This is a genomic window from Nocardia cyriacigeorgica (assembly GCF_010858045.1).
GTDB classification, from domain to species: domain Bacteria; phylum Actinomycetota; class Actinomycetes; order Mycobacteriales; family Mycobacteriaceae; genus Nocardia; species Nocardia cyriacigeorgica_E.
The window spans coordinates 1-13144 of record NZ_JAAGVC010000022.1; the positions used below are offsets into that span (position 1 = coordinate 1).

The 13144-nt window shown below is 69.1% G+C and carries 10 protein-coding genes; 1 reads left to right on the plus strand and 9 read right to left on the minus strand.

All coding sequences use genetic code 11. The annotated features are described in order from the left end of the window. Positions 1 to 700: 700 nt before the first annotated feature. The 9 genes from pyrF to cycA all read right to left on the minus strand — a co-directional run bounded on the left by pyrF (position 701) and on the right by cycA (position 12342). The gene (pyrF, locus tag GV790_RS18555; RefSeq protein WP_163814649.1) at positions 701 to 1525 is read right to left on the minus strand and encodes an orotidine-5'-phosphate decarboxylase; all 825 of its coding nucleotides are present in this window, start codon (positions 1523 to 1525) and stop codon (positions 701 to 703) included. Positions 1526 to 1554: 29 nt separating this feature from the next. Then, positions 1555 to 4896 (minus strand): carbamoyl-phosphate synthase large subunit, encoded by a 3342-nt coding sequence (gene carB, locus GV790_RS18560; RefSeq protein WP_163814596.1) that lies wholly within the window; start codon positions 4894 to 4896, stop codon positions 1555 to 1557. Beyond that, positions 4896 to 6017: a glutamine-hydrolyzing carbamoyl-phosphate synthase small subunit gene (gene carA, locus GV790_RS18565; RefSeq protein ID WP_163814597.1), complete on the minus strand. Its 1122-nt coding sequence runs from the start codon at positions 6015 to 6017 to the stop codon at positions 4896 to 4898. Before carA ends, carB begins: the two co-directional genes overlap by 1 nt. Then, positions 6014 to 6508 carry a PH-like domain-containing protein gene (locus tag GV790_RS18570; RefSeq protein ID WP_163814598.1) on the minus strand — a complete coding sequence of 165 codons (495 nt, stop codon included), beginning with the start codon at positions 6506 to 6508 and terminating at the stop codon, positions 6014 to 6016. The genes carA and GV790_RS18570 overlap by 4 nt, the downstream gene beginning before the upstream one ends. Beyond that, on the minus strand, positions 6508 to 7845 hold the full coding sequence (locus GV790_RS18575) for a dihydroorotase (RefSeq protein ID WP_163814599.1): 1338 nt from the start codon (positions 7843 to 7845) through the stop codon (positions 6508 to 6510). Before GV790_RS18575 ends, GV790_RS18570 begins: the two co-directional genes overlap by 1 nt. A gap of 70 nt (positions 7846 to 7915) precedes the next feature. Beyond that, complete coding sequence (locus tag GV790_RS18580; protein WP_163814600.1) at positions 7916 to 8872, minus strand: aspartate carbamoyltransferase catalytic subunit; 957 nt, start codon at positions 8870 to 8872, stop codon at positions 7916 to 7918. Further along, positions 8869 to 9543, minus strand: coding sequence for a bifunctional pyr operon transcriptional regulator/uracil phosphoribosyltransferase PyrR (pyrR, locus tag GV790_RS18585; RefSeq protein WP_138447450.1), 675 nt, complete (start codon positions 9541 to 9543; stop codon positions 8869 to 8871). The genes GV790_RS18580 and pyrR overlap by 4 nt, the downstream gene beginning before the upstream one ends. Positions 9544 to 9809: 266 nt before the next feature. Further along, positions 9810 to 10652 carry an SAM-dependent methyltransferase gene (locus tag GV790_RS18590; protein ID WP_256673382.1) on the minus strand — a complete coding sequence of 281 codons (843 nt, stop codon included), beginning with the start codon at positions 10650 to 10652 and terminating at the stop codon, positions 9810 to 9812. Between the two features lie 211 nt (positions 10653 to 10863). Next, complete coding sequence (cycA, locus tag GV790_RS18595; RefSeq protein ID WP_175585941.1) at positions 10864 to 12342, minus strand: D-serine/D-alanine/glycine transporter; 1479 nt, start codon at positions 12340 to 12342, stop codon at positions 10864 to 10866. A gap of 125 nt (positions 12343 to 12467) precedes the next feature. Between cycA and GV790_RS18600 the strand changes: the two genes are divergently transcribed. Beyond that, complete coding sequence (locus tag GV790_RS18600) at positions 12468 to 13094, plus strand: alpha-ketoglutarate-dependent dioxygenase AlkB family protein (protein ID WP_163814601.1); 627 nt, start codon at positions 12468 to 12470, stop codon at positions 13092 to 13094. Positions 13095 to 13144: the final 50 nt, after the last annotated feature.

A 13144-nucleotide genomic window follows, 5' to 3' on the forward strand; every position in this document is an offset into this window, starting at 1 on the left:
CCGCCCGCCCTCCCGAACACCGGTTCGAATCCACGAAACAGCCTGCAAGCAGGGCGTTTTCGTACACGGAACGAATTAGCGGGGCGGTTGCCACGGCGTCGTCACCGCCGCCGGCAAACCCACAACCCCCCGACCAGGAACTTTCTGGAAAATTTCTGCGTGTCGTTCCGGAATCAGGCGCGTGTCGCGTTCCGGGCAGCTCGCGCGCGAACCTCCGACCGTGTCAGGGCGGTGCGCAGATCAGGTCAGCGCGCCGTGGCGGCCGGCCGTTGGGCGTCGAAGCAGGACGGTTGGACGCGGGACAGCGAGTACCTGGCACGGCCGTATCGGCAGGCAGGCGCGTCTATGGGCCCAGACGACGCGGTACCGGGTACTCGGGCCGCCAACTGACCACACAGCATTTCAGCGAGGCGTCAGGGCACCAGCAAACGCACCTCGGGTACCGCCGCCGAAGCCCGGCGCCGGACATGGATCAGGCCCGGCCCGAGGGGTGGGCGGGCCGGACCTGATGTCCCCCGCAAGTGCGAGGTGCTGTGATGGAAAACCGCCGACTATTGCCCCGCCGGAGATCCCCCGATCAACCTTCACAGCATCTCACCGCCGCGACGCCGATACCAGCACCACGGCCGATGCGTCGCGGATGAGACACCCGTGCCGAAACCGCCGCCGGGTCCGGGGTGATCGTGTACGCGGCCGGGCACTAGGCCTGGAGGAAGCCGAACTCTTCCTGCAGCGCGGCGACGCGCGCCCGCAGCGCCGGAACCGACGGACCTTCGCGCAGCACCTCACGCGAGGCGTTGGGCACCACGCCGTGCAGCAGGTGGTGCGGGACGAGGCCGCGTATCGAGTCCGCTCCCCCGCCCTGCGCGCCCACCCCCGGCATCAGGATCGGGCCGTTGAGCCTGCTCAGATCCGGCGCCTCGGTGAGGGTGGCGCCGACCACGACGCCGACGGAGCCGAAGCCCGCGCCGGTGTTGCGAGCCGCCGCGGCGTCGACGACGGTCTGGGCGATGGTGCGCCCATCACCGGCGGTGATCCGTTGCAGCTGCGCGCCTTCCGGATTGGAGGTGGCGGCGAGCACGAACACCCCGCGGTGCTCGGCCTCGGCGAGCTCGAGCGCCGGATCGAGGGAGCCGAAGCCGAGATACGGCGACACCGTCACCGCGTCCGAACTCAGCGGGCCGTCGCCGAGCCAGGCGCGGGCGTAGGCCTCCATGGTGGACCCGATATCGCCGCGTTTGGCGTCGGCCAGCACCAGCGTGCCCGAATCACGCAACACCTCGATGGTGCGCTCGAGCACCCCGATCCCGCCCGCGCCGTACACCTCGAAGAACGCGACCTGCGGTTTGACCAGCGCGACGCAGCCGTCGAAGGCCTCGACGCAGATCTCGGCGAAGGCTTCAAGGCCGTCCACGTCGTCGGTCAGACCCCATTGGGCGAGCAGGGCCGGATGCGGATCGATACCGACGCACAGCGGGCCGAAATGCCGCATCGCGTGCTGTAACCGGTCGCCGAAGGTCCGCACCGATCCCGCTCCGCTCTCCTGATCGTGGCTCACCCGCGCAGTACCGCGTGCAGTTCCTGCAGCGAACGCACCCCGATGCCGCCGTTGATGCTGGCCTCGATGCCCTGCACGGCCGCGGCCGCACCCTGCACCGTGGTGATGCACGGGATGTTCACGCCCACTGCGGCACTGCGGATCTCGTAGCCGTCCACGCGGGGGCCGGAGTTGCCGTACGGGGTATTGAACACCATGTCGACCTCGCCGTCGCGGATCTGCTCGACGATGGTCGGCTCGTCGGCCGGGCCGTCCTCGGAGTGCTTGCGCACCCGTTCGCACGGGATGCCGTTGCGGCGCAGCATCTCCGCGGTGCCCTCGGTGGCCAGGATGCGGAAGCCCAGATCGTTGAGCCGCTTCACCGGGAACACCATGGCGCGCTTGTCGCGGTTGGCGATGGAGACGAACACCGTGCCCTCGGTCGGCAGCGAACCGTAGGCCGCGGCCTGGCTCTTGGCGAAGGCGGTACCGAAATCGGCGTCGATGCCCATGACCTCACCGGTCGACTTCATCTCCGGCGACAGCAGCGAGTCGACGCCGGTGCCGTCGGCCTTGCGGAACCGATGGAACGGCAGCACGGCTTCCTTCACCGCGACCGGTGCGTCCAGCGGGACATGCCCGCCGTCGCCCTCGCCGGGGAGCATGCCTTCCTTGCGCAGGTCGGCGATGGTGGCGCCGAGCATGATCCGCGCGGCCGCCTTGGCCAGCGGCACCGCGGTGGCCTTCGAGACGAACGGCACCGTGCGGCTGGCGCGCGGGTTGGCCTCGAGCACGTAGAGCACGTCGTCCTTGAGCGCGTACTGCACATTGAGCAGGCCCTTGACGCCGATGCCCTTGGCCAGCGCGACGGTGGAGCGGCGCACGGCCTCGATATCGCTGCGGCCGAGGGTGATCGGCGGGAGCGCGCACGCCGAGTCACCGGAGTGGATGCCGGCCTCCTCGATGTGTTCCATCACGCCGCCGAGGTACACCTCGTCACCGTCGCAGAGCGCGTCCACGTCGATCTCGATGGCGTCTTCGAGGAAGCGGTCGACCAGCACCGGGTGCTCGGGGTTGAGCTCGGTGGCGCGGGAGATGTAGCCCTCGAGCGAGGTCTCGTCGTAGACGATCTCCATACCCCGACCGCCCAGCACGTAGGACGGGCGCACCAGCACCGGGTAGCCGATCTCGGCCGCGATCTTCTTGGCCTGCTCGACGGTGGTGGCGGTGCCGTACTTCGGCGCGGGCAGCCCGGCCGCGACCAGCACGTCACCGAACTCGCCACGGTCCTCGGCCAGGTCGATGGCAGCGGCACTGGTGCCGACCACGGGCACACCGGCGTCGGTGAGCCGCTGCGCCAGGCCGAGCGGAGTCTGGCCGCCCAGCTGCACGATGACACCGGCGACGGTGCCGGATTCGCACTCCGAGTGGTAAACCTCGAGCACATCTTCGAAGGTCAGCGGCTCGAAGTAGAGGCGATCTGCGGTGTCGTAGTCGGTGGAGACGGTCTCCGGGTTGCAGTTGACCATCACCGTCTCGTAGCCGGCCTGCGACAGCGTCTGCGCCGCGTGCACACACGAGTAGTCGAACTCGATGCCCTGGCCGATCCGGTTCGGGCCCGAGCCGAGGATGATCACCTTCTCGCGCTCGTGCTGCGGCGCGACCTCCGATTCGGCGGCGGGATCGAGCTCGTAAGCGGAGTAGTGGTACGGGGTCTTGGCCTCGAACTCGGCCGCGCAGGTGTCGACGGTCTTGAACACCGGGCGCACCCCCAGCCGATGCCGCAGTGCGCGGACACCGCTCTCACCGGCCAGTTCCGGACGCAGCGCGGCGATCTGGCGGTCGGACAGGCCGTAGTGCTTGGCCAGCCGCAGCAGCGGTTCGTCGAGCACCGGCGCGTCGAGCAGTTCCTGGCGCAGTTCGACCAGGCCGGCGATCTCGGCGACGAACCACGGGTCGATACCGGAGGCAGCGGCGACGTCGTCGATGCTCGCGCCCAGGCGCAGGGCCCGCTCCACCTGGTAGATGCGGCCTTCGGTGGGTACCCGCAGATCGTCGAGCACGGCGGTGATCGCGGCCTGGACATCGGCGGGGGAATCGGAGGCGGGCGCCCACTGTCCGTCGTCGGTGGTCCAGAACCCGGTGGACTTGGTCTCCAGCGAACGCAGCACCTTGCCCAGCGCCTCGGAGAAGTTGCGGCCGAGCGACATCGCCTCGCCCACCGACTTCATGGTGGTGGTCAGCGTGCCATCGGCACCGGGGAACTTCTCGAACGCGAACCGCGGCGCCTTCACCACGACGTAGTCCAGGGTCGGCTCGAAGCAGGCCGGGGTTTCCTTGGTGATGTCGTTGACGATCTCGTCGAGGGTGTAGCCGATGGCCAGCTTGGCGGCGATCTTGGCGATCGGGAAGCCGGTGGCCTTGGACGCCAGCGCCGAGGACCGCGACACGCGCGGGTTCATCTCGATGACGATCAGGCGGCCGTCGGCCGGGTTCACCGCGAACTGGATGTTGCAGCCGCCGGTGTCCACGCCGACCTCACGCAGGATCGCGATGCCCAGATCGCGCATCTTCTGGTATTCGCGGTCGGTCAGTGTCATCGCCGGGGCGACGGTCATCGAGTCGCCGGTGTGCACGCCCATCGGGTCGACGTTCTCGATGGAGCAGACGATCACGACGTTGTCGCGCCCGTCGCGCATGAGCTCGAGCTCGTATTCCTTCCAGCCGAGGATGGACTCCTCGATCAGGACGTTCGCGGTCGGCGAGGCGGCCAGGCCACCGCCGGCGATGCGGTCGAGATCCTCGTCGTTGTAGGCCATGCCGGAGCCGAGGCCACCCATGGTGAACGAGGGCCGCACGACCACCGGGAAGCCGAGCTCGGCGACGGTGTCGCGCACCTCGTCCATGGTGAAGCAGACCCGCGAGCGGGCGCTCTCGCCGCCGACCTTGGCGACGATGTCCTTGAACTTCTGCCGGTCCTCACCGCGCTGGATGGCGTCGAAGTCGGCGCCGATCAGCTCGACACCGTACTTCTCCAGCACGCCGCGCTCGTGCAGCGCGACGGCGGTGTTGAGCGCGGTCTGCCCGCCGAGGGTGGCCAGGATGGCGTCGGGGCGCTCCTTGGCGATGACCTTCTCGACGAATTCGGGGGTGATCGGCTCGACGTAGGTGGAGTCGGCGAACTCCGGGTCGGTCATGATCGTGGCCGGGTTGGAGTTGACCAGCGACACCCGCAGGCCCTCCGACCGCAGCACCCGGCACGCCTGGGTGCCGGAGTAATCGAACTCGCAGGCCTGACCGATGACGATCGGGCCCGAGCCGATCACCAGGATGTGGTTCAGATCGGTGCGGCGAGGCATCAGGCTCCTTCCATCAGACCGGCGAAACGGTCGAACAAGTACGCGGCGTCATGGGGGCCGGCGGCGGCTTCGGGGTGGTACTGCACCGAGAAGGCGCGCCCGTCCACCAGGCGCACACCCTCGACGGTGCCGTCGTTGGCGCAGACGTGGCTGACCTCGGCCGTGCCGAAGGGGGTGTCGAACTGTTCCCCCTGCTCGCCTTCGAGGGCGAAGCCGTGGTTCTGCGCGGTGATCGAGATGCGGCCGGTCTCGTGCTCGACCACCGGAATGTTGATGCCGCGGTGGCCGAACTTCATCTTGTAGGTGCCGCGGCCCAGCGCCCGGCCGAGGATCTGGTTGCCGAAGCAGATGCCGAACAGCGGCAGGCCGGCGCCGAGGATCTGGCGGGTGAGTTCGACCGCGCCGTCCTGGGTGGCCGGATCACCCGGGCCGTTGGACAGGAACACACCGTTCGGCTTCAGCTCCTGGATTTGGTCGAACGAGGTACCCGAGGGCACCACGTGCACCCGGATGCCGCGTTCGGCGAACATCCGCGGGGTGTTGGTCTTGATGCCGAGGTCGACGGCGACCACGGTGAAGCGGTGCTCGCCGGTGGGCTCGATGGTGTAGAGCCCGTCGGTGCTGACCTCTTCGGCCAGATCCGCGCCGAGCATGGACGGCTGGCCGTTGACCCTGGCCACCAGTTCGTCGACCGAGGCGGCCACGGCGTCACCGCTGAAGATGCCCGCCTTCATCGAACCGCGGGTGCGCAGATGCCGCACCACCGCACGGGTGTCGATGCCCGCGATACCGACGACGTCCTGGCGCACCAGCTCCTCTGGCAGCGTGCGGGTGGCACGCCAGTTGGAGGCGCGGCGCGCGGGATCGCGCACGGCGTAGCCGGCGACCCAGATCTTGCCGGACTCGTCGTCCTCGTCGTTCCAGCCGGTATTGCCGATCTGCGGGGCCGTGGCCACCACGATCTGGCGGTGATAGCTGGGGTCGGTGAGGGTTTCCTGGTAGCCGGTCATCGCGGTGCAGAACACCGCCTCACCCAACGTCTCGCCGACGGCGCCGTAGGCGGTGCCACGGAAAACCCGGCCGTCCTCCAGCACCAAGGCCGCTTCGTTATTTCCGCTCATCCCTCGTCTCCCGTCGTCATCTGTGCCCACGCCGGATACACCGTCTTGTCGTCTCCTCGGAATCCGGTATCGATCTCGGTCCCGGTCGGCAGTTTCCAGCGAATCACCAGCACACCATCTTCTGTCATCACCTTGCCCGCGTGGCCGCGTTCGGTGCGCACCGCGGTGATCGATTCCTGCGGAATCCAGATCACCGACGCGCCGTCACGCTCGAGCAGGATGCCTCGCTCGAACCTGGTGAGTTCGGCGTTGGCTCGAAAGCCGAGGTCGCCGACCGCGATCCGGTCCTGCCAGCTCGGCGCCATGGTGCTGCCGAGGTAGAGGCCGGTGGTCGGTTCGAGCAGCTGAGCGCCCAGTTCCTGCGGCACCGGAGGCAGGTCGCCGATGCGCTCGGCCTGGCGGGCCGCCCGGTTCTGCCAGCCCCGATACATCAGGTAGATCAGTACGGCCCACAGCAGCGCCAGCCCGACCACCCACAGCGTGCGTTCCATTACGACTGCCCTCCGGTCCGCGCGGGCGAGGCCGCCACGCCGTCGCGGGCGGTGATCCGGCCGCGCAGCAGGGTGGCGGTCACCCGGGCCGGCAGCGTCATGTCCTGGTACGGCGTGTTGTCGGAGATGCTGGCGAGTTCCTTCGCACGCACCGTCCAACTGGCGTCCGGGTCGACGAGCACCAGGTTCGCCGGTTCACCGACCGCGATCGGCCTGCCGTGCTCGTCCAGTCCGACGATCTCGGCCGGGCGCTCGCTCATCACCTTCGCCACCCCACGCCAATCCAGCAGACCCGGCCGGACCATGGTCTGCACCACGATCGACAGCGCGGTCTCCAGCCCGAGCATGCCGGGACGGGCGGCGGCGAACTCGCAGCACTTGTCCTGCTCGGCATGCGGGGCGTGGTCGGTGGCGACACAGTCGACGATGCCCTCGGCGAGTGCCTGCCGCAGCGCGACGGCGTCGGAGGCCTCACGCAGCGGCGGGTTCACCTTGTTGACCGCGTCGTAGGTTTCCAGCCGCGAATCGTCGAGCAGCAGATGATGCGGGGTGACTTCGGCGGTGATCGAAATGCCCTGCGACTTGGCCCATTTCACCAGCTCCACGGTGCCGGCGGTGGAGGCGTGGCAGATGTGGACGCGGGCGCAGGCATCACGGGCCAGCAGCGCGTCGCGGGCGACGATGGACTCCTCGGCAGCGCGCGGCCAGCCGGCCAGGCCCAGGCGGGCGGCGGTCGGGCCCTCGTGCGCGACGGCGCCGACGGTCAGCCGCGGCTCCTCGGCGTGCTGGGCGATCAGTACCCCGAGCGAGTTCGCGTATTCCAGGGCGCGACGCATGATCAGCGGGTCGTAGACGCAGTGGCCGTCATCGGAGAACATGCGCACCGCGCCGATACCGGCGGCCATGGTGCCCATCTCCGCGAGCTGCTTGCCTTCCAGCCCCACCGTCACGGCGCCGACCGGGTAGACGTCGACCAGGCCGACCTCCTGACCGCGCCGCCACACATGGTCGGTCACCACGTGCGAATCGGCCACCGGGTTGGTGTTGGCCATCGCGAAGACCGCGGTGTAGCCGCCGAGCGCGGCGGCAGCGGAACCGGACTCGATGGTCTCGGTGTCCTCTCGGCCGGGTTCGCGCAGGTGGGTGTGCAGGTCGACGAAGCCGGGCAGCAGGATCTGGCCCTTACCGTCGATGATCTCGGCGCCGTCGATGACGCCCAGATCGGTGGCGATATCGCGGATCTCACCGTCGGCGACGAGCACGTCGACCGGCTCGCCCTCGCCGTAGACCAGTACACCCTTCAGCAGAACGGATGCGCTCACACTGTTTTCGCTCATGCTGTGACCTCCTGGCATGATCGGGCGCCTTCCGTGGTTACGCACGCTGCCTCCTCCAGGCGCTGACCGCTCATGCCGCGGCCTCCTGGGTCCCCACCAGCAGCCGGAACAGCACCGCCATCCGCATATGCACTCCGTTCGTCACCTGTTGCAGCACCGCGGCCTTGGGCGAATCCGCCACCGACGACGCGATTTCCATACCGCGCAGCATCGGGCCCGGATGCAGCACCACCGCATGCTCGTCCAGCAGCGCCAGCCTGCGTTCGGACAGTCCGTAGTTCACCGCGTATTCGCGGGCCGACGGGAAGAAGCCGCCGTTCATCCGTTCGGCCTGCACCCGCAGCATCAGCACCGCGTCGGCGCCGGGCAGTTCGGCGTCGAGGCTGTGCGAGACCCGCACCGGCCAGCTCTCCACCCCGGTCGGCAGCAGCGTGCGCGGCGCGACGAGCACCACTTCCGCGCCGAGGGTGGACAGCAGGAAGGCATTGGAGCGGGCGACCCGGCTGTGCAGGATGTCGCCGACGATCACCACGCGCCTGCCCTCGATGGTGCCGAGGCGCTGACGCAGCGTGAGCGCGTCCAGCAGGGCCTGGGTCGGATGCTGGTGGGTGCCGTCGCCCGCGTTGATGACCGCGGGGACCGATCCACCGGACGTCCGCGCCCACTCCTCGAACCAGCGCGCGATCTGATGCGCCGCGCCCGAGGCCGGGTGCCGCACGATCAGCGCGTCGGCGCCCGCGGCGTGCAGGGTGAGCGCGGTATCGCGCAGCGATTCGCCCTTGGCGACCGAGGAACTGCTCGCGCTGACGTTGATGACGTCGGCGCTCATCCATTTGCCCGCGACCTCGAACGAGACGCGGGTGCGGGTGGAGTTCTCGAAGAACACCGTCATCACGGTGCGCCCGCGCAGCGTCGGCAGCTTGTGCACCTCGCGGCCGAGCAGGGCCTGTTCGAAACGTTCGGCTTCGTCGAGCAGTTCGGTGGCGACGTCGCGGCGCAGATCGGCGACCGTCAGTAGATGCCTCACGCTTCCTCCTGGTGCAGGTACACACCGTCGCGGCCGTCGTGTTCGGTGAGCAGCACCGAGATGTCCTCGGTGCGCGCGGTCGGCACGTTCTTGCCGACGAAGTCGGCCCGGATCGGCAGTTCGCGGTGGCCGCGGTCGACCAGGACCGCGAGTTGTACGGCGCGGGGGCGGCCGAGGTCGCGCAGGCCGTCGAGGGCCGAGCGCACGGTGCGGCCGGAGAACAGCACATCGTCGACGAGCACGACGAGCGCGTCCTCGATGCCGCCTTCGGGCACCGAGGTGCGCTCCAGCGGGCGATGCGGCCTGCTGCGCAGGTCGTCGCGGTAGAGGGTGATGTCCAGCGAGCCGAGCGCCGGGCGGACACCGGAGAATTCTTCGATCTTGTCCGCGAGCCGGGCCGCCAGCGTGGTGCCGCGGGTCGGGATGCCGATCAGCACCACCCGGGGCGCGGCGGGATCGCCCGAATCCAGGGCGGTCTTCTCGATGATCTGATGCGCGATACGCGCGATGGTGCGGCCGACGTCGGAGGGAGACAACAGTTCCCGTCCCGCCGCTACCCATGCCGGAGTGTGACGCTCCGAGGGGCCGGTCGCCCCGGCGGCGTCGCCGCTGCCCGCCGACGTCGCTTCGGCAGCGCCGGACGCGGCTGCCCGTTCTTCGGGCACAGCCATGCCGACCTCCTTCCCCGCCTCACCGGACGGTCCGTTAAAGGATGTCTTACGCCGAGCAGCCTATCAGCCCGCCGTAGCCGCTTTTCACCAGGTGAGGGCTGGATCAGCGGTTGTGAGCGGGAACACCGATCATCGACTCGGCACCGGTTGTGAGCCCGATAACGCATGGCGACGTGCGATGTCGTGCGCGGGCGCGGCGGACGCTCAGCGCGAACCCTGGCCACGAGGCCCGCATCCGCCGCGGCACGATCCGGGCGAGGCCGAAGTCACTCGCGGACGGCGAGGATGTTGCCTGCCTGCGGGTCGTTCATCGTCACGGGCCGCCCGTACGGTGCGGCGAGATCGTCCCAGGCGCGGAAGCTCGTGCGCCAGCCGTGGGTGCCGAACCAGGTTTCGGCGTCGTTGCCGAGGCCGTTGATCGGGGTCGGGCGATCGCCGGCGCCGGACACCAGGTCGCGCAGCGCCCGGTACGACGGGGCGGCGGCGTCGGTCTGGAATCGGCCGACGCCGAACCGGCTGGCCGTGGACGACAGTTCGGTGACGGTGCCGGCGACCGCGTAGGCCTGCTCGCGCGAGAGGTAGCCGAGCACGCCCTCGTCGATCCACTGGGTGGGCCGGTCGACGCGGAACCCGCTCTCCCGCAGCGCCTTCGCCCAGTCCTCGCGCAGATCCGCGGCAACCACCCGGCGCACGCACGTGGGCCTGGCATCGTGGGAGGCCAGTAGCGGTTCCTTGAAGGCGAACAATTCGGGCAGGTCCAGCTCGAAGAAGTGGATGCCCGGCGCCAAACCGAGCCGGAACGCCCGGGTGTCGAGACCGGCGCCCAGCAGCACGATCTGCTCGCAGCCGGCCGCTATGCCGTCACGAATGTCGTCGTCGACGAGTCTGACCGCAACCGAACGTGCCTCATAGAACTGGTCGGCCAAGGCCTCGAATCGGGCCCAGCGCTCGTCGTCGAAGCCGGTCCGCGCGGCATCGACGAACACAGTGGCAAGGGGGTCGTCATAGAGCCGGTCGGGGCGAAGGCTCTCGCGCATGCGGATCATCGCCACACCGATCGCGGTCATCGCCACACCCGCGGTGGGTACGGATCTCGTTTCCTCTGCCATCGGCAGCTCCCCTCCAGCACCGCACGACGGCTGCCGCGCGACCTCGCGAACACTGCCGACGACTCTAGGCGCCGTCACCGCGGACGGGATCGAAAACGGAAGCCGAACCACGACGACACCGGCCGCCCCGAAGTCACCTCGGGCGGGGGCCGGGACAGTGCGCCGACCCCGCCCTCGCGGGATGCCCGCCCCGATCGGGGCGGACAGCCGGTCAGCCCAGCGCCGAGGTTTCGGCGAGGACCTTGTCACGATGCTGGTCGCGCAGCGCCTTGTGGTGCGGGCTGCGCCGGACCACCAGGTAGGCGAGCCCGAGCACCGCGAACCAGATCGGCGTCACCAGCAAGGCCTGCAGGGTGTCGGACTCCTGGGTGAGCGCCCAGATCAGGAAGGCGAAGAAGGCGAGCACGGCCCAGACCATCGGGATACCGCCGGGCATCTTGAACTTCGACGCGGTGTGCAGGTGCGGGCGACGGCGCCGGAAGGCGAGGTAGCTGGCCAGGATCATGGTCCACACGAACATGAAGCACAGCGACGAGATCGTGGTCACCACGGTGAACGCCTCCACGATCGATTGGCCCGCGTAGAGCAGCACCACGCCGATCATCAGGAACGCACACGAGAAACGCAGCGCGTTGGCCGGCACCCGGCGCGGCGAGAGCTTGCCGAAGATGGCGGGAGCGTCGCCGTCACCGGCGAGTCCGTAGACCATCCGCGAGGTGGAGTAGATGCCGGAATTCGCGCTCGACGTGGCGCTGGTGAGCACGACGAAGTTCACCACGCTCGCCGCGATCCCCAGACCGGCCAGGCTGAACATCGCCACGAAGGGGCTCTCGTCGGGCGAGACCTCACGCCACGGCGTCACCGCGCAGATCACGATGAGCGCGCCCACGTAGAACAGCAGCACGCGCACCGGGATGGAGTTCACCGCGCGCGGCAGGGTTCGTTCCGGGTCCTTGGCCTCGGCCGCGGTGGTGCCGACCAGTTCGATGCCGACGAAGGCGAAGACCGCGATCTGGAAGCCCGCCACGAATCCCATCGGCCCCATCGGGAAGAACCCGCCGTCGTTCCACAGGTTCGCGATCGAGGCGGTGCTGCCGCTGTCACCGGTGAAGCCGGTCAGCACCATCACCAGACCCGTGACGATCAGCGCGCCGATGGCGATCACCTTGATCAGGGCGAACCAGAACTCGGTCTCGCCGAACGCGCGCACGGTGGGCAGGTTCAGCACCAGCAGCACCGCGATACAGACCAGCGCGGGAATCCACAGTGGCAGCTCAGGCCACCAGTAGGCGACATAGCCGGCGATCGCGACCACATCGGCGATACCGGTGACGACCCAGCAGAACCAGTAGGTCCATCCGGTGAAGAACCCGGCCCACGGGCCGAGCAGATCACCGGCGAAATCGCTGAACGATTTGTACTCGGAGTTCGACAGCAGCAGCTCGCCCATCGCCCGCATGACGAAGAACAGGAAGAACCCGATGATCATGTAGACGAGGATCACCGACGGCCCGGCCAGCGAAATCGTCTTGCCCGAACCCATGAACAGGCCGGTGCCGATGGCGCCGCCGATCGCGATCAGCTGAATGTGCCGGTTGGCCAGCTGGCGGCTCAGATGCCCTGGCCCCTCGGGTCCCCCCGCCGGATTCTCCTTGTCCCCCGAACCTCCGTCGCTCTGCAGCACGGCCATGGAACTCCCTCCGAATCAAGCGCGAAGACCCCATTCGACCATCCGGCGACGGACGCGGGCCCGGCGGATAGAGTATGCACAGCAGTCACTAGCACATATGTTCGAATGGCGTTAGGCTCTCTCTCATGACCATGCCGCTGCAGGGATCGCTGCTCGACGGGCTCGGCGAAAGCGGATTGGCGCCGCTGGCCGGGGTGCGCCGTACCCGCCTCGCCGCGGGCGCCTGGGTGGACCAGCTACCCGGTTGGCTCAGCGGAGCCGATGAGCTGTTCGAGCATCTCGCCTCGTCGGTACCGTGGCGCGCCGAACGGCGGCCGATGTACGACCGGGTGGTCGATGTGCCGCGGCTGCTGTGCTTCTACGGCGAAACCGATCCGCTGCCCGACCCGCTGCTCGATCAGGCCCGCGAAGCCCTCACCGAGCATTACCTGGCCGAGCTGGGTGAGCCGTTCCGCACGGCCGGGCTGTGCTTCTACCGCGACGGCCGCGATAGCGTCGCCTGGCACGGCGACACCATCGGACGCGGCGCCCGCCACGACACGATGGTCGCCATCGTGTCGCTTGGCGCCCCCCGCCCGCTGCTGTTGCGCCCCAAGGGCGGTGGCGAGAGTCTGCGCTTCCACCCGGGCCACGGCGATCTGTTCGTCATGGGCGGTTCCTGCCAGCGCACCTGGGAGCACGCGGTGCCGAAGACCCGAAAGCCCGTCGGCCCGCGCATCAGCATCCAGTTCCGTCCGCGCAACGTGCGCTGAGGCCACCGGGTGCGGAAAACGTGGCGGCGGCCACAGCACGGTGTCGTACC